General features: G+C 54.0%; 15 protein-coding genes and 2 tRNA genes. 10 read left to right on the forward strand and 7 right to left on the reverse strand.

Annotation, left to right across the window (positions count from 1 at the left end; translation table 11 throughout):
• Positions 1–73: 73 nt before the first annotated feature.
• From M9H61_RS19400 to M9H61_RS19440, 9 genes are all read left to right on the forward strand, one after another.
• Positions 74–949, forward strand: coding sequence for a MurR/RpiR family transcriptional regulator (locus tag M9H61_RS19400; RefSeq protein WP_250282434.1), 876 nt, complete (start codon positions 74–76; stop codon positions 947–949).
• 33 nt (positions 950–982) lie between these two features.
• Entirely contained in the window at positions 983–2,359 is a 1,377-nt protein-coding gene (locus M9H61_RS19405) for an aspartate aminotransferase family protein (RefSeq protein WP_250282437.1), read from the forward strand.
• Positions 2,356–3,189 (forward strand): 3-keto-5-aminohexanoate cleavage protein, encoded by an 834-nt coding sequence (locus M9H61_RS19410; protein ID WP_250282439.1) that lies wholly within the window; start codon positions 2,356–2,358, stop codon positions 3,187–3,189. The genes M9H61_RS19405 and M9H61_RS19410 overlap by 4 nt, the downstream gene beginning before the upstream one ends.
• A 204-nt stretch (positions 3,190–3,393) precedes the next feature.
• Positions 3,394–4,371, forward strand: a complete 978-nt coding sequence (locus M9H61_RS19415) for a TAXI family TRAP transporter solute-binding subunit (protein ID WP_068519564.1) — start codon at positions 3,394–3,396, stop codon at positions 4,369–4,371.
• A gap of 196 nt (positions 4,372–4,567) precedes the next feature.
• The gene (locus M9H61_RS19420; protein ID WP_250282442.1) at positions 4,568–7,171 is read left to right on the forward strand and encodes a TRAP transporter permease; all 2,604 of its coding nucleotides are present in this window, start codon (positions 4,568–4,570) and stop codon (positions 7,169–7,171) included.
• Positions 7,172–7,185: 14 nt separating this feature from the next.
• On the forward strand, positions 7,186–7,614 hold the full coding sequence (locus M9H61_RS19425) for a universal stress protein (protein ID WP_068519566.1): 429 nt from the start codon (positions 7,186–7,188) through the stop codon (positions 7,612–7,614).
• A gap of 46 nt (positions 7,615–7,660) precedes the next feature.
• Positions 7,661–8,218, forward strand: a complete 558-nt coding sequence (locus M9H61_RS19430) for a hypothetical protein (protein ID WP_250282443.1) — start codon at positions 7,661–7,663, stop codon at positions 8,216–8,218.
• 139 nt (positions 8,219–8,357) lie between these two features.
• Positions 8,358–9,230 (forward strand): SUMF1/EgtB/PvdO family nonheme iron enzyme, encoded by an 873-nt coding sequence (locus M9H61_RS19435; protein ID WP_250282445.1) that lies wholly within the window; start codon positions 8,358–8,360, stop codon positions 9,228–9,230.
• 189 nt (positions 9,231–9,419) lie between these two features.
• Positions 9,420–10,160 carry a hypothetical protein gene (locus tag M9H61_RS19440; protein WP_206927011.1) on the forward strand — a complete coding sequence of 247 codons (741 nt, stop codon included), beginning with the start codon at positions 9,420–9,422 and terminating at the stop codon, positions 10,158–10,160.
• A 101-nt stretch (positions 10,161–10,261) separates the two neighbouring features.
• Here the strand turns inward: M9H61_RS19440 and M9H61_RS19445 are convergent, their stop codons facing one another.
• The gene (locus tag M9H61_RS19445; RefSeq protein WP_082817864.1) at positions 10,262–10,660 is read right to left on the reverse strand and encodes a c-type cytochrome; all 399 of its coding nucleotides are present in this window, start codon (positions 10,658–10,660) and stop codon (positions 10,262–10,264) included.
• A gap of 433 nt (positions 10,661–11,093) precedes the next feature.
• Between M9H61_RS19445 and M9H61_RS19450 the strand changes: the two genes are divergently transcribed.
• A complete protein-coding gene (locus M9H61_RS19450; protein ID WP_068519570.1) occupies positions 11,094–12,230 on the forward strand; it encodes a DUF2336 domain-containing protein in 1,137 nt (378 codons plus the stop codon).
• A 151-nt stretch (positions 12,231–12,381) separates the two neighbouring features.
• Here the strand turns inward: M9H61_RS19450 and M9H61_RS19455 are convergent, their stop codons facing one another.
• The 6 genes from M9H61_RS19455 to M9H61_RS19480 form a co-directional block, all read right to left on the reverse strand.
• Complete coding sequence (locus M9H61_RS19455; protein WP_068519571.1) at positions 12,382–13,773, reverse strand: TRAP transporter large permease subunit; 1,392 nt, start codon at positions 13,771–13,773, stop codon at positions 12,382–12,384.
• 22 nt (positions 13,774–13,795) lie between these two features.
• Positions 13,796–14,380, reverse strand: coding sequence for a TRAP transporter small permease subunit (locus tag M9H61_RS19460; RefSeq protein ID WP_068519572.1), 585 nt, complete (start codon positions 14,378–14,380; stop codon positions 13,796–13,798).
• A 112-nt stretch (positions 14,381–14,492) separates the two neighbouring features.
• Positions 14,493–15,554, reverse strand: coding sequence for a TRAP transporter substrate-binding protein (locus M9H61_RS19465; RefSeq protein ID WP_068519573.1), 1,062 nt, complete (start codon positions 15,552–15,554; stop codon positions 14,493–14,495).
• Positions 15,555–16,153: 599 nt separating this feature from the next.
• Positions 16,154–16,230, reverse strand: a tRNA-Pro gene (locus M9H61_RS19470).
• A 223-nt stretch (positions 16,231–16,453) separates the two neighbouring features.
• Positions 16,454–16,530: transfer RNA gene (locus tag M9H61_RS19475), tRNA-Pro, on the reverse strand.
• 99 nt (positions 16,531–16,629) lie between these two features.
• Positions 16,630–17,640 (reverse strand): polyprenyl synthetase family protein, encoded by a 1,011-nt coding sequence (locus M9H61_RS19480; RefSeq protein WP_114113829.1) that lies wholly within the window; start codon positions 17,638–17,640, stop codon positions 16,630–16,632.
• Between the last annotated feature and the right edge of the window lie 186 nt (positions 17,641–17,826).

Raw genomic sequence — 17,826 nt, forward strand, 5'->3', positions numbered from 1 at the left:
GAAACATATGTTGCGAAATGCAAGGTCATGTGGCGTAATTTCAGGTGTCCTGTTGCACAAAGGTGCCTGATAGATGGGTTTGTATTCCGATCTGCGCGAAAAACTGATTTCCGACTATGGCAAGCTAAGTCCGCAGATGCAGAAAGCGGCGCGCTATATTCTGGATCATCCCAACGAGGTCGCCTTGCGGTCGATGCGCGCACTTGCCGCGGCTGCCGATGTTCCGCCCAGCACGATCACCCGTCTGATGGGGGCGATCGGGGTTGGTACATGGCAGGAATTTCGCGATCACTATCAGAACCGGTTGCTTGATCAGCCCGCAAGCTATGCCCAGCGGGCCCGTGAAACGCAAAGTACCGAACATGATGCCAATCGTGACGAACATTTGCTTGAAAGCATCGCGCGTACCGAAATCGACAATATCGGCGCTGCGTTCAATCCCGATCTGATGGCTGGTATGATCAGGGCATGTGCCGCAATCGAAAATGCGCGCCATGTCTATATTGTCGGGCGCGGGGCTGCGTATCCGGCGGCATATCAGTTTGCCTATGCCTATCGGCTGTTTCGCGATAACGGGGTGCTGGTTGATGGTCATGCCGGCGCATTCGGGGATGAATTGCGCGGTATCGGGCGTCGCGATCTGATGATTTCGGTGGCGGCCAAACCCTATATCCGCGATACGGTCCGCGCCGTTGATTTCGCGCGCAGCCAGCATTGCCCGGTAATCGCAATCAGTGATTCAGACGTGTCCCCGATTGCACTTGATGCCATGACCAAACTGGTTGTGCGCGATACGTCGCAATCATTTTTCCAAAGTTTTACCGCCGCGTTGTCGGTCATGCAGGCGCTTGTTGCCCTGCTTGTCGCGCGTGGCGGTCAAAAGGCCCTGCAGCGGATTTCCGCAGCAGAAGAACAACTTGCTGCTTTCGATACCTATTTTGAAGACTAGGGCAAAACTGCAGCCCCATACGGATTTCCGAACATGACGACTGTGTCAAATACCAATCCCGTTCCCAATGCCACCACCCGTGTTCTGCATCGTTCCAGTACGGCGACACCGCCGCGTGCTGTTCGCGGTGAAGGCATTTATATCTTTGATCAGAATGGCAAAAGCTATCTTGATGCCTGTGGCGGTGCGGCCGTGTCATGCCTTGGTCATTCCGACCCGGATGTTCGTGCGGCAATGCATGCCCAGATCGATCAGATTGCCTATGCCCATTCCGGGTTCTTTTCATCGGATGCGATGGAAGAACTGGCTGATGAACTGGTGGCCAACGCACCGGCCGGTATGGACAAGGTCTACTTTGTGTCTGGCGGGTCGGAGGCTACCGAAGCCGCTCTTAAGATGGCGCGTCAGTATTTCCTGGAAATCGGGCAGCCGGACCGCAAATACGTGATTGCACGTCGCCAGTCCTATCATGGCAATACGCTTGGTGCCTTGTCGGTGGGCGGCAATATGTGGCGGCGCAAACAGTTCGAGCCACTTTTGATCACCGCAAGCCACATTGCACCAGTGTATCAGTATCGGGACCAGCGCCCGGATGAAACGCCGGAGACCTATGGTCTTCGTGTGGCCAATGAGCTTGAAACTGCAATCCTTGAACTTGGCGCCGATAGTGTTGCGGCCTTCGTGGCCGAGCCGGTTGTCGGTGCGACGGCCGGTGCCCTTGCACCGGTGCCGGGCTATTTCAAACGCATTCGCGAGATTTGCGATCAGTACGGTGTGTTGCTGATCCTTGATGAAGTGATGTGCGGCATGGGGCGTACCGGAACCCTTCATGCGATCGAACAGGAAGGCATTTCCGGCGATCTGCAAACAATTGCCAAAGGACTTGGCGCCGGATATCAGCCGATTGGTGCGGTTCTGGTTTCCAAAAAGATCAATGACGCCATTGCAACCGGTTCGGGCTTTTTCCAGCATGGCCATACCTATCAGGGGCATGCCACGGCCTGTGCGGCGGCACTGGCAACCCAGCGGGCAATCCGCGATCGTGACTTGCTTGGCAATGTGGTCAAACAGGGGGAAAACCTTGTGAACGGGCTTCAGGCAAAGCTTGGGCAGCATCCGTTTGTTGGCGATATTCGCGGTCGCGGACTTTTTCGCGGGGTCGAACTGGTCGCAAACCGTGAAACCAAGGACCCGTTTGACCCGGCGCTCAAGATCAATGCGAAAATCAAAAAGGCGGCGTTCGCCCGCGGTCTTATGGCCTATCCGATGGGGGGCACAATTGATGGCGTGCGCGGGGATCATGTGTTGTTTGCGCCCCCGTTTATCGTCACCGAAGATGATGTTGCAAAGATTGTTGATCTGTTTGCAGCTGCACTGGACGACGTCTTTGCTGCCGAGGGGCTGGCATGATGGCATATGGTGAAACCCCGTTTCTGATTGCCGCGGCCCCCAATGGTGCGCGCAAGACCAAAACCGATCTTCCCAATATTCCGATCACAGCGGCCGAGGTCGCCCGCGAGGCGGTTGCCTGCCAAAAGGCCGGGGCGGCAATGATGCATCTGCATGTGCGTGATGATGATCAGAAACACAGTCTGGATGCCGGGCGCTATCGCGAGATGCTGACCGAAGTGCGCAATGCCGTCGGCCCGGACATGCTGTTGCAGGTCACGACCGAAGCGGTTGGCATCTATGATGCCGATGCGCAGATGGCCATGGTGCGTGCGCTTGTGCCTGATGCGGTGTCGATTGCCATTCGTGAAATCGCCCCGCCAAATGCCGACCTTGATCAGGTCCGGGCATTTTGCGAATTCATGCGTGAAGCGGGTATCTTGCCGCAATTCATCCTTTATGCCCCCGAAGATGTCGCGCGTTTCAACCAGCTGGTCGAAGCGGGAATTCTGCCCGGCGAAAAGTTCCCGGTTCTTTTCGTGCTGGGGCGCTACACGGTTGGTCAGATGTCCAATCCTGTCGAGTTGCTGCCATTCATCGGCTCCAGCCCGTATGTGTCGGAATGGATGCTGTGTGCGTTTGGTGCGTTTGAAAATGCATGCATCCTGACCGGGGCCGGACTGGGTGGTCACGGGCGTATCGGATTTGAGAATAATCATCTTAAGGTTGACGGATCATTGGCACAGGGTAATGCTGACCTTATCGCGCAGGCACGAGCCGGTGCGCGTTTGATGGGCCGCAAGATCGCGACAGGCGAACAAGCAAATCAGATCATGCAACCATTATGGTAGGAGGCCTCATCGCAAGCACTTGAAATGCTGAAAGTTTGAATTTTATCAGGAGGTTTTGGGGTTATGGGCTTTAAATTCAAAGCGCCCAACCCTATAATCTGGAAGTCGAAACACCTGATTTAACTGGTGTTTCCCTATAATTCGACTATTCCGTCCAGAATGGTTGGATGCCTTATAACAGGGTGTACAAGGGAGCTAATCCTAATGAAAAAACTAATTGCAGTAGCGACTGCCGTGGCAGCGATTGCTGGCGCATCGCTTTTTGCTGGTCAGGCATCAGCACAGGAAAACCGTTTCATCACCATCGGTACCGGTGGCGTAACCGGCGTTTACTACCCGACCGGTGGCGCGATCTGCCGTCTGGTGAACAAGGATCGTAAAGAGCACGGCATTCGTTGCTCGGTCGAATCCACCGGTGGTTCGTCCTACAACATCAACACCATCCGTTCGGGCGAACTGGACCTTGGTGTTGCCCAGTCCGACATTCAGTACTATGCCCTGCATGGTGAGAAAGCATTCTCCGAAGTCGGTCCGTTCGAAGATCTTCGTGCTGTCTTCTCCGTCCATCCGGAGCCGTTCACCGTTGTTGCCCGCGCAGATGCCGGCATCAAAACCTTTGACGACCTCAAAGGCAAGCGCGTGAACATCGGTAACCCGGGTTCGGGTCAGCGCGACACCATGGACATCGTTATGGCAGCCAAAGGCTGGACCCTTGACGATTTCGCACTGGCATCCGAGCTGAAGCCGGCTGAGCAGTCCCAGGCGCTTTGCGATAACAAGATCGACGCGATGATCTACACCGTTGGTCACCCGTCCGGTTCGATCCAGGAAGCAACCACTGCCTGTGATTCGGTTCTGGTTGAAGTTGCTGGCGATGCCATCGACAAACTGGTTGCCGAAAACCCGTATTACCGTGTTGCCACCATCCCGGGCGGCATGTATCGCGGTAACCCGGATGACGTCAAAACCTTTGGTGTTGGCGCAACCTTCGTATCCTCGACCGCAACCGATGCGGACGTTGTTTACCACGTTGTTAAAGCAGTCTTTGACAACTTCGACGATTTCAAAAAGCTGCATCCGGCTTTTGCGAACCTCGTCAAAGAAGAAATGGTCAAAGACGGCCTGTCGGCACCGCTGCATGACGGCGCTGTAAAATACTACAAAGAAGCAGGCCTGATGTAATTCAGGCAGGAACGGAGGGCAGGTTTCTGCCCTCCGTTTTTCTTTCTTTCGCCCGCTGGGTACGACCAAAAAATTGAATTAAACGGTATCGTTGATCGATACCAGGGTACTCCGTGGGCGACCGGGTGTGTGTCGACGGAGATTTTTTGATTCTGGAGACCAGAACAAAAATCTTTGTTCAGACCGGGAGTTTGTAATGACCGACGTGAAAAACGCGAACCAGGGTGCGTCTGATCAGGACCTGCAGGATCTTATTGCAGAAAATGATACAGGTGCGCGCCAGCCGAGCGGCATGACAGCAAAGGTCTTGCTGTATGTTGCCGTGGCGTGGTCGTTGTTCCAGCTGTGGCTGGCATCACCATTGCCCTATCTTGTCAGCTTTGGCGTGTTCAATTCGACCGAGGCACGGTCGATCCATTTGGCTTTTGCCGTCTTTCTTGCATTTCTGGCCTATCCGGCCTTCAAGACATCGCCGCGCAGCTATATTCCGATCCTTGACTGGGTTCTGGCTGCGGCTGCGGCGTTTTGTGCTGCCTATATTTACATCTTTTACCGCGACCTTGCCGGGCGTCCAGGGCTTCCGATTACCCAGGACCTGGTTGTGGCCGGTGCCGGTCTGGTGCTGTTGCTTGAAGCAACCCGCCGTGCACTTGGCCCGCCCTTGATGTGTGTTGCTGTCCTGTTCCTAGTGTATGTCTTCTTCGGGAATGCTGCCTGGGTGCCGGATGTGCTGCAATGGGCCGGGGCCAGCTTCTCCAAGGCGATGTCGCACCAGTGGATCACGACCGAAGGCGTATTCGGGATCGCGCTTGGCGTTTCGACAAGCTTCGTCTTCCTGTTCGTGCTGTTTGGATCGCTTCTCGATAAAGCCGGTGCAGGCAACTATTTCATCAAGGTGGCGTTTGCTGCCCTTGGTCACATGCGCGGTGGTCCTGCAAAGGCCGCTGTTCTGTCATCGGCAATGACCGGTCTTATTTCCGGGTCGTCGATTGCCAACGTTGTGACCACCGGGACATTCACCATTCCGCTGATGAAACGTGTCGGTTTCTCGGGCGAGAAGGCCGGTGCGGTCGAAGTTGCATCCTCGGTCAATGGTCAGATCATGCCGCCGGTCATGGGGGCTGCTGCCTTCCTGATGGTCGAATATGTCGGCATTCCGTACCCGGAAGTCATCAAGCATGCCTTCCTGCCGGCGACGATTTCCTATATCGCGCTGATCTATATCGTTCACCTTGAAGCGCTCAAGGCGAACATGAAGGGCCTGCCGAAACGGGTAACCTCGACGCTGTCGCAAACCCTGATCCGGTCGCTGATGTTTGTGCTGTCGCTGATTGTTCTGGCGGGGCTGGTTTATTATGCCATCGTCTTCCAGAAACAGCTGTTTGGGGCCGCGGTTGGCTGGGTTGTCGCCATTGAATGTGCGGTGATCTATCTGGCGGGTCTGTATTACGCAGCGAAATATCCCGATCTGGAAATGGATGATCCGAACCAGCCGGTTGTCGAATTGCCGCAACTTGGCGAAACGGCAAAGGCCGGTCTGCATTATCTGCTGCCGGTGGTGGTTCTGGTCTGGTTCCTGATGATCGAGCTGAAATCACCGGGACTTTCGGCCTTCTGGGCGACGGTTCTGATGATCTTCATCATGCTGACCCAGCATGCGGCCAAGGCATATTTCCGCAAAACCGCGGATTATGCAGCCGAGTTCAAACAGGGCTTTGCCGATGTCATCGACGGTTTTGCGACCGGTGCACGTAACATGATCGGCATCGGTGTCGCGACGGCGGCGGCCGGTATCATCGTCGGTACCGTATCGCTGACCGGTATCGGACAGGTGATGGTTGAATTCGTCGAACTGATTTCGGGCGGCAATCTGATGCTGATCCTGATCTTTACGGCGGTGATCAGCCTGATCCTGGGCATGGGGCTTCCGACCACGGCAAACTATATCGTGGTTTCCAGCCTGATGGCGCCGGTGATTGTCGAACTTGGCGCGGAAAACGGCCTGATCGTGCCGTTGATCGCAGTTCACCTGTTTGTGTTCTATTTCGGGATCATGGCCGATGTGACCCCGCCGGTTGGTCTGGCGTCCTTCGCCGCGGCTGCGGTATCGGGATCTGACCCGATGAAAACAGGTGTGGTGGCATTCTTCTATTCGATGCGTACCGCGGTTCTGCCGTTCCTGTTCCTGTTCAACACCCAGCTTCTGATGATCGGTCTGGATCATCCGGTGGATGTGGTGATGGTGATCATTGTTTCGACAATAGCCATGCTGGTCTTTGCCGCAGCAACGCAGGGCTACTTCTTTGCCCGGTCCAAGCTGTGGGAAAGTGCGGCATTGCTGCTGATTGCCTTTACCCTGTTCCGTCCGGGTTTCTGGCTTGATCTGATCGAGCCGCCTTATGACAACCTTCCGGCAGCATCGATCATCGAAGATGCCGAAGGCATGCCGGAAAATTCCAGCATTCTTCTGGATGTTGAAGGCATCAATATCGAAGGCGAAGAAGTTTCCAAATCCGTGATGCTGCCGCTTGGTCCGGCAGGTTCGGGTGAGGATCGCCTTTACAATGCGGGTATTGCCGTTCGCAACGAAGATGGTCGCATCTTCATTGACGATCTGGTCTTTGCCGGACCGGCCGAAAAAGCCGGCCTGGATTTCGATTTCGAAATCACCGCAGTAAAGGTCGAAGCTGATCGCATGCCCAAGGAAGTGTTCTTTATCCCGGCATTCTTGTTGCTGGGTGGGATCATTGTTCTGCAACGCCGTCGCAAGCGCAGTGAAGAAGCGCTTGGCACAGCCTGACAGGGAGAATGAACATGTATAAGGATATTCTGGTTACAGTAGACCTTGATCATGAGTCTTCCTGGAAGAAGGCCGTGCCGGTCGCGATCAAGCAGGCGCAAAGCTTTGGCGCGCGTTTGCATGTTCTGACTGTGGTGCCATCTGTCGGCATGTCAATGGTCGGGCAGTTCTTCCCCAAGGGATATGAAGGCAAGGTTCTTGAAGCCTATAATCAGCGGCTGCATGAGTTTGTGTCCGAACATATCCCCTCCGATATCAAGGTTCAGCATATCGTGGGGCAGGGCACCGTGTACGAGGTGATCCTGAAGATGGCCAAGAAAACCAATTGCGATCTGATCGTGATCGGTGCCCATCGTCCGGAACTGAAAGACTATCTGCTTGGGCCGAACGCGGCCCGCGTTGTCCGGCATGCCGATTGTTCGGTGATGGTGGTACGCGACTGATTTCGGCTTTTCCGATCAAAGCCGGTATGTGCAAAGGGGCGATGCAATGCATCGCCCCTTTGTCTTCGGAAGATCGCCGGGACGCGAAAGGTCTTATTTGGCCGCACACGGGTTGGCGGCACAGGGATTTGCAGCGCACGGATTTTTCGCAGCGCACGGATTTGCTGCACAGGGATTAGCCGCGCAAGGGCTGCAAGGATTGACGATTTTTTTCGCAGCACAGGGATTGGCCGCACACGGATTTGCTGCGCACGGGTTCGCCGCACAGGGATTGGCCGTGCAACTTGCCACTTCGGCGGTCGGCGACGGAAGCGGCGCTGCCATTGCCATCGGGGTTGCCATTGCAATGCCGGTGCCCATGGCCAGTGCCGGAAGCAATGCTTTTTTGGCGAAGCTCTGTGATTTCTTGGTCATTATTGCCTCTCTGAAAGGTCCTGTTCGATCAAAGCCCGACGGCGATGCTGCCGATCGGTGCAGGCACTATGGGCCAAAATGGCAGGCGGGCGGCGTCACATGGTTTCACTGTTGTGTGAGAGCTTTGTGTATGGTCAGCGCCCGGCAATTGCCCCGGTTATCACGACTTCACAATGATTTGGTCGGATAAAACCGGATTTAAATCCTCAAACTGATTGAAAGAACGGTCACTTTTACTCATCTTGATGATAGTAAAGACGACAGATCAAAGTCGTCGGGCAGGCTAAAGAAACCGTGAGAACCAAGTTCGATCAGGACGGAATTCGCATATGAGAGTTGGGGACAGTATCGCATCTATTCATAAAATGTGCGCAGCGGCATTTCTGTTGGGGATGATTGCCGCCACACCGGCACAGGCAGATGACGGTGATATACCGTCTGTTGTCGAAATCCCGTCAGGCTGGTTCTGGCAAGGATCGGATTCGGTTGAACGCCAGTATGCCTATCAGATTGACGAACAGGTCTATGGTCATGATCTGAGCCGGCGCAATCGCTGGTACGATATCGAAGCTGACAAATGGCATGTGCATCTTCTGAGTTATCATATTGCCAAAACGCCGGTGACAAATGATCAGTACGCGGCTTTCATCGAAGATACCGGGCACCCGGCACCGGAAATGACGCGCGATGAATGGAACCGGCAGGGGCTGATCTATAACTTTGACACCATACAGCCGTTCCTGTGGTCAAAGGGCAAACCACCCAGAGGGCGCGGCAACCATCCGGTCGTTCTTGTATCCTGGCAGGATGCAGAAGCCTATGTGCAGTGGCTTGGCGAAAAGACCGGCAAAAAGTGGACCTTGCCCAGTGAGCTTCATTGGGAAAAGGCGGTACGGGGACCGGAAGGCGCATTTTATCCGTGGGGCAATATTTTTGATCCCGATCGGCTCAATAGCGGTGATCGCGGACCGTTCGACACAATGCCGGTCGGGCAGTTCGAACCCGGTCCGTACGGGTTGTATGACGGTGCCGGTCAGGTGTTTGAATGGACATCAACATCGGCCCAGGCTGGCTATCGGCTGGTCAAGGGCGGGTCATGGGATGATCGGGGATGCGGTGTCTGTCGACCGGCGGCGCGGCATGGGCGTCCGGAACATCTCAAACATATCCTGATCGGGTTCCGGGTGATGTATCTGGACTGATGGACTGTCCGGTCCGTATCCCGTATGCGATGTTTCCATTGTTAAATCAGGCCGTTTTGATGGAACATTGTTGCAAACCAGCGTGAAATCACTAACTCTTGATCGGTGTTCATTCGCCCGCGGGCATGAATGCCGATAATTCTGCCTTTGCGGAAATTCTGAGCGGATCGCAAAGATGCTGGTGTTTGTATGACCGATATTGAAATTGACTGGACTTCACTGCCGACGGGCCAACTGGAACGTATGTTGGCTGCCGGTCGCGATGTTATGGAATGCCATCGTGTCTTGACGGCAACCGGCGACAACATTGTTGGTGAACTGATCAAAGGGGCAGGGGCCTTTTATGAATGGTCCCATTACCCCGAAGGCGATGTCTATGATCGCCAGTCACATGCGCAATTCTATTATCATGCCCATCCCAAGGAAGAACGTCGTGAATGGGATGAACATGGTCATTTCCATACATTCATGCGTCCGCGCGGCATGCCCGACCATTGCAAGCCAAAACAGATTGACGGGTTTGAATATCCCGAAGGCCCGAATGACGCATTGTCTCATCTGATCGCTTTTTCGATGGATGAATTCGGCTTTTGTCAGCGGCTGTTTACCACCAATCGCTGGGTAACCGGTGAAGTCTGGTATGATGCTGACGACGTGATCAATATGCTTGACGGATTTCTGATCGATCATGCCCAGCCGTCCTGGCCGGTGAACCGGTGGGTATCGGGGATGATGGTGCTGTTCCGTCCGCAAATCGAAGAATTGATCCGCAAACGCGACATTGCAGTTGCCAGCTGGCAGGAAGCCCATCCTGATCGCGATGTTTACGAAGACCGCGAACTTGAAGTCACATCGACCGAAAATGTCACCGTTGTTGATCAGATCCGTGCGATTGGTGATGAGTTGGGAAGACGGCGCAAGGCCGCATAATTGCTGCGTTCCAATTTCGGATCGAGAAAACAAAATGGCCGGCGCAAATACATGCAGCCGGCCATTTTCATATGAAGTCGCGGGATGGTCCTGAACCGGAATTACTTGGTTTTCAGGAATTCGATGATATCGGCAACGTCTTCATCTTTTTTGAGTTTGAACGCCATTTTCGAACGTTCCTTGGAACCGGCGATCTCGCTGAGTTTCGCAGACGGGTCTTTGAGGTAGTCGGTCAGGAATGCTTCGTCGGCAACAAAGCCCTTCTCGCAGGCGGCCAGATAACCGCGCCCGTATTTGTAGCCCTCAACAGTGCCGCATTCGCGTCCGACTGCCCCGGCAAGACTTGGCCCAACCTTGTTCACGCCGGCTTCAATGCTGTGGCAGGCAGCGCAGCGTTTGAACAGTTTCTCGCCATTTGCGGCATCCCCGGCCATTGCTGGCGCGGTTGCGAGGATGACCAGAGAACTGGCGACAAAAGACAGTTTGCGCAAATAGGTCATTGTGGATCTCTCTCTTGGTTCTTTTGACGATCGGTACAATCTGTTTTCGGACTACCATTTCGCAGGGTAAACGCAAGGTCAACACGGCAGAACATCACTGGAAAAAATTGCCATGTCATCCGGTATTGGAAAATCTCACTGAGACTTACCATATCTGATAAGTCAGGGATTTGAGTTTCATCAATTAATCAGGATGAATTTACGGTATTTCCTGATACGTCGGGTTGGCGCATATGGTTTGTTTTTCACAGGCCAAATTGTACGGCAGAACGCGGTTGTGAAGGTTTCAGTTGAACAATGAAAACTGCAGGATGTTTGAAAATCAGCAACTTGTCGTCCGCACGGGGAAAATATGTTTGTCGATTTAGTGCCAAAAGTATAATCTGCTTGTGCGAATTGGCAGCCAGTTGAGAAGCGTGCCAGGAGATATCTATTGCCACGTATCACAAAAGACGATCTGAACAAGCTGGTTCAGGACCCTTCGGGGGATAACCGCGCTGAGACAGCCGATAAGATTAGCCGTGAATTTTCCACGGATACACTCTCGGAGAGTGAACGTGTTCTGGCTGAAGATATCTTTCGACTGATGATCCGCGATGCCGAGATCCGCGTGCGCAAGGCGCTTGCGAAGAACTTGGCCCAGACCCCGCTTGTTCCCCATGATGTGGCCGCAACGCTTGCCCGTGATGTGGATGAGGTTGCGCTTCCGGTTCTTGAATTTTCCGAAGTTCTGAACGACGAAGACCTGGTCGATATCATTGGTGACAATGCCGACAGTGTCGAAAAGCAGCGCGCCATTGCGTCGCGTGCCTATGTTTCGGAAATTGTATCTGCGACCCTTGTCGATATCGGTCATGAAGACGTAATGGTCGACCTGATGTCAAACCAGGGTGCTGAAATCAGCGAAGTTTCCCTGCAGAAAGTCGTCAATGATTTTGGCGACAATGAACGCATCCAGAAACCGATGATCGAACGCAATCACTTGCCCATCACCATTGCCGAACGGCTGGTGACGCTGGTGTCCGAACGGATGCGTTCGCAACTGATTTCGCGCGGGCACATCCCCGAAGGGATCGTTAATGCGGTCATGACCCAGTCACAGGAAAGCGCGACAATCGGGCTTCTGGGCGATGGTGTCGAAGATCGTGACGTCGAATTGCTTGTCGAACATCTTTATACCAACAACCGTTTGACCAGCGGGTTGATCCTGCGCGCTCTTTGCATGGGCGATGTATCCTTCTTCGAGGCGGCGCTGGCCAAGCGTGCCGGGGTGTCGCTGATCAATACGCGCATTCTTATTCATGATAGCGGGCCGTTTGGTCTTGAGGCGATCTATAACAAGGCCAAGCTGCCTGAACATTTCTTCCCGGGTGTCCGGGCCGCGATTGAAGTCGCGCGCGAAACCACCTTTGATGGCGGGGAACAGGACAAGGAACGCTATTCGCGCCGGATGATCGAACGGGTTCTGACCCAGTATGGCGATCTTGGTGTCGAATTCGATTCAGATGACGTCGATTATCTGATGGGCCGGATGTTGCAATTGCCAAGTGAACGGGCAATGCATACCTGATTGTTCTGCTGCTGAAATTGCCGGAATTTGACAAAGCCGCCCGATCCATGATCCGGGCGGTTTTGTCTTGCGCGGTCCCGGTTGGGAGCAGGCAGCAAAAAAGGCGCTGTGTGATGCACAGCGCCTTTTTGATGTGATCGGATGTTACGGGTTATTCAAGGAACGTGTTTGGCATCCACAATGCCAGTTCCGGGAAATACATAACCAGAAGCAATCCAAGAACCTGAAGCAGAACAAAGGGAATGATGCCTTTGTAGATCTGCTGGATTGAGATCGATTTCGGCGCCACACCTTTAAGATAGAACAGGGCAAACCCGAAGGGTGGCGTCAGGAAGCTTGTTTGCAGGTTGACTGCGACCAGAACCGCGAACCATGTCAGCACCTGCGCATGGGTGGCATCAACACCACCGATATCAAGATGATGACCGAAATCAAGCTGGGCAATAACCGGGGCAAAGATCGGCAGAACGATCAGGGTGATTTCGACCCAGTCAAAGAAGAAGCCAAGAATGAAGACAATCAGCATCAGCAAAAGCAGAATGCCCCACGGTCCAAGTCCAGCGCCTTCGACAAGGTCAATCACCAGGTCATCCCCGCCAAGCGAGCGGAAGACATAGGAAAAGACCGTTGCACCGGCAAACAGGAAGAACAGCATCGCACCGGTCAGGGCGGAGCGTTCGCAGACATCCTTAAGGACCGGCCATTTCAGACGTCCCTTGACCAGGGCGAGGAAAGTCGCACCAACCGCGCCGACACCGGCGGCCTCGGTCGGGGTGGCAAACCCGGCAAAGATCGATCCCAGAACCAGAACAATCAGGAAGACCGGCGGCAGGAAGCTGCGCAGCATCATCTTGACCAGATCCATGCCGTGAACCGCTTCGCCCTCGGGCAGGGGCGGTGCAAGGGACGGATTGATCTGGCAGCGAACAAAGATATACAGCGTATAAAGACTTGCCAGAAGCAGACCCGGAATGATCGCGGCCAGGAACAGGTTGCCGACCGATACCGACAACAGATCGGACATCAGAACCAGCATGATTGATGGCGGGATCAGAATGCCCAGTGTGCCGGATGCGGCAATCGTACCGGTGGCCAGCGACGGGTCATAATTGCGTCGCATCATGACCGGCAGGGCCAGAAGCGTCATCATGACAACCGATGCACCGATAATGCCGGTGGTGGCAGCCATGATGGTGCCCATCAGGGTGACAGACAGTGCAAGCCCGCCCGGAACTTTCCGCAGCAGCATGTTGAGGCATTCCAGAAGGTCTTCTGCAACGCCACTTTTTTCCAGCATCGTGCCCATATAGATGAACATCGGCACCGCAACCATCACCATGTTTTCGGAGATGCCGCCCCAGATGCGTGAAACGATATTGAAAAATTCAATAAACGAGAAAATGTCATAGGCCATGCCAAGGAAGCCAAAGGCAATCCCGATGCCCGAAATGACAAATGCGACCGGAAGTCCCGTGAAAACAAGAATGCCCAAAGAGGCAAACATGAACAGCGGAAACCAGTCTTCGATATAGAAGTTACCCATTTTGGATGTATCCCTGTTCCGCTTAGTCTTCGACTTTGGCGATATCGCCAAGGTCTGCGTGATGAGTACCGACATAATAGCCGGCACGCTTGTGCAGGTCGGTCGGACCAAAGACAAAAACGAAGCATTTCAGGAAGATGGAAATGCCCGCCATGGCAAGAAGGCCAAAGCCGATCGGAATGGTGGACTTGATAATCCAGCGATGGGTCAATCCGGTCGCAGCAGCCGAAACCTCGTGGCTGTCATAGGACCGGGCAACAAAATCAAAACCGAAATAGATAACCAGTGCACAAAACGGCAAGACACACAAAATGCCGCCGATCATTTCAATGATGGCGCGTGTGCGCGGGCGCAGATTGTCACGAATAAGTTCGATGCGAACGTGGGAATCACGAACATAACCATATCCAAAGCACAGCATGAACAGGCCGGTATGCAGGTGCCATTCAAGTTCTTGCAGCTTGATGGAGCCCTGACCGCCGAATTTGCGCTGGATCACGTCATAGATGATGACGAACATCAGTGGAATGGCAAGCAGGGAAGCGAGCTTTCCCGCGCGGGTAACAACATTGTCCATGCTGTCACTGATTTTTAGTAGCGCTTCCATAGAAGTCTCCCGGGTCTTTTTTATTCGCGGTCAAGGCCGGGGGCACCTGGCACCCGGCCTTGCCGAGACTTGTTCTTATTGACTGCATTAGCAGTCAGTCAGACCTGTCGGATTAGTCGAGATAACCGATGTCTTTCCAGATTTTGTAGTTCGCACGGAACTCCTGGAGGCTCTCATAGGCCATTTTGAAGTCAGCATCATCAGCCGAAAGTTCGGCCGCAACTTCTTCCCATGCCCCGCGCATCGCGCCCAGCATTTCAGGGGACCATTTCTTGATGTTGACGCCTTTTTCCTGCAGCTCTTTCAGAGCCGCGAACTGAATGGCTTCACCTTCGGCAAAACCGTAAGCCAGGTTGTCGTTACAAACGGCTTCGATCTGTGCCTGCTGGGTTTTGTCCAGTGCGTCCCACTTTTCCTTGTTCATCATCAGATCAAAGAAGGTCGACTGCTGATGCCAGCCCGGGAAGTAGTAATATTTCGCGACCTGGTGGAAGCCGAGTTTAAGGTCAATTGCCGGCATCGAGAATTCGGTGGCATCAATGGTGCCAAGTTCAAGGGCCGGGTAAATGTCACCTGCTGACAAAAGCTGGGTGGAAACGCCAAGCTTTTCCATGACCTTTGCGCCAAGGCCGAAGAAGCGCATTTTCAGACCTTTAAGGTCTTCAACCGTGTTGATTTCCTTGGAGAACCAACCGGATGCTTCCGGTGCGATCAGGCCGCAGAACAGCGACTTGATGCCATGTTCGGCATACAGCTTGTCAAAGATTTCCTGACCGCCGCCAAACTTGACCCAGGCCAGGTATTCACCAGCCTGCGGACCGAACGGAACCGAGCCAAACAGCTGCAGTGCCGGAACTTTACCTGCCCAGTAGCCCGGTGTGGAGAATGCGGCATCAATCGAGCCGGTCGAAACGGCATCGAAAACTTCAAGTGCCGGCACAAGTGCGCCCGGCTCATAGAATTTGATTTTGATGTTGCCACCGGAAACTTCGTCGATCTTGTCGTCGACGCGCTTACCGAGCGTACCAAGCTGGGTCAGGCTGCCCGGATAGGTCGAACCCATTTTCCAGCGAACACGCTCCTGAGCATTTGCATCAGACGGCGCCACAGAAAATGCAGCTGCAGCAAGAACAGCGGCACAGGTTGCCGACTTGAGCAATTTAGAAAAAGTCATTCGTCTTCCTCCCTAAGAAGTCCGAAATTGGTAATACCACGTGAGGTCGACTACCGCCTTTTGCTTTTATTATTGGGCGGTTTTCTCCCCGATCTTTATGTTGCAGGGCGAAGCATAAGCGTATTTCGCAAGTATGGGCAAGTTTGTTTAGCCCGTTGCGCAAGAAAATATCTTTCCGTTCGGGCAAAAAAGAACTTGCATTACTATTCAAAAGTAGGAATTGCGCACTGAAATGCCGATTTCATCCGGCTTTTGGTGAGGGTGCGGTTAGAATCCTTATAAACTACATAGTTTTTGCCATTCCGCCGAATTTAATAGGGTGGAGTCGGCTTTTTGCCAGATGGAATCGTGGATGCCGATTTTCAAAAGGTAGGGGGCAACTTGTCGCGGGGTGGGCACAGCTACCGGAATGGATAGTGGGCATGGGGTGCCCGCATCATGAAACCGCTCGGGCCATTGCATCTGCAACACCGTCAAAGGGGGATGGCACACATCATCGATCAGGCCGGATGGGAAGGGACCGATCAACATGAAGTTTCAGGGATGAACACATCGGAAATAAAAACGGGCGATCTTTCAATGAAAGACCGCCCGACTGATGGTCGGAGCGAGAGGATTCGAACCTCCGACCCCTGCCTCCCGAAGACAGTGCTCTACCAGGCTGAGCTACGCTCCGTCAGTGGGCGGAGGTTTAGCCCGTCTTTCGGCGCGGATCAAGCATAATCCGGCTGTTTCGGGTGAAAAAATTCGTCGAAATCTGATGTTTCAGCACCCGGTTGCCCGAAAGCGACAAAGATCACCTCTGGGCTGGGGGGGGGGCCGGGGGGAAAGTTGCCGATCGCGGCGGGTAAAACGCAAAAGGCCCCGAAACGCCGAAACGTTTCAGGGCCTTTGAATGATGGTCGGAGCGAGAGGATTCGAACCTCCGACCCCTGCCTCCCGAAGACAGTGCTCTACCAGGCTGAGCTACGCTCCGTCATTCTGCGAAGCCGGGTGATACTGGTTTATGAAGCATGACGCAAGATATTTTTACGACAAACTTCAACGACCCCGGCATGCGTTTGGGGTATGGCCGTTAATAAGGGCGGGAAATACAGAACTCTACCGCTTCGATCATCGCATCCTTGATTGCGCCATCTTCAAAACGGGCAAGTGTATCAATCGCCATCTGGCCGTATTCGCGGGCCCGGTCCATGGACGCATCAAGGGCATCATATTTGCGAATAAGGGTCTGCGCCCGGTCAAGGTCGCCGTCTTTGAAATCCTGATCTTCCATGCAGCGGCGCCAGAATGCTTTTTCTTCATCATCGCCCTTGGCATAGGAAATAATGACCGGCAGCGTCACCTTGCCATCGCGGAAATCATCACCGACGGTTTTGCCAAGGGTTGCCTGATGGGCCGAATAATCCAGAACATCGTCAATCAGCTGGAATGCCGTGCCAAGATAAATGCCATAAAGGCGCAGGGCTTCTTCGTCTTCGGCGGACCGGTTGGCAATCACCGCGCCAATTTGTGACGCCGCGCCAAACAGGGCCGCGGTTTTGGCCGTGATGACTTCAAGATAGGCTTCTTCGGTCGTGCCCATGTCGTTTGCCGTCGACAGCTGAAGGACTTCGCCCTCGGCAATGACAGCCGATGCCTGTGCCAGAATATCAAGAACGCGCAGCGATCCGGTTTTGACCATGACCACAAAGGCGCGCGCAAACAGGAAATCCCCGACCAGAACGCTTGCCTCGTTGCCAAACAGGGCATTTGCCGATGCCTGACCCCGGCGCAGCTGGCTTTCATCGACCACATCATCATGCAGAAGCGTTGCGGTGTGGATGAATTCGACACATGCGGCAAGATCAACCGCATGCGGGCCGTCGCCATATCCGCACAACCGGGCTGCGGCCAGTGTCAGCATCGGACGCATACGCTTGCCGCCGGCTGCAACCAGATGGGTTGCCAATTGCGGAATCAGGGCGACTTCGCTGTGCATGTTGTCGATGATCACCTGATTGACACGCTTCATATCGGCGTCGACAAGGTTGATCAGTGAATCAAGGCTCGGCTGAGTCTTAGGCTGCGGTGCGGTATTGGTCACGCTGTATTCCGACTATCTCAATGGCATCTTCGCTGCCTGCTTTGGGCGAAGATCGCAAATAACACCAGGCGGCCTCAACATAGATAGGCCAAGGCACCATGGTCAAGTGGACAAATCGTATCGGGTGATCTGGATTTCTCCCGATAAATTGCGGTTTTGCCGACAGAATTTTGAAATCTCTGTCTG

The sequence above is a fragment of the Thalassospira sp. GO-4 genome, from assembly GCF_023588965.1.
In the GTDB taxonomy this organism is placed as follows: Bacteria; Pseudomonadota; Alphaproteobacteria; order Rhodospirillales; family Thalassospiraceae; genus Thalassospira; species Thalassospira povalilytica.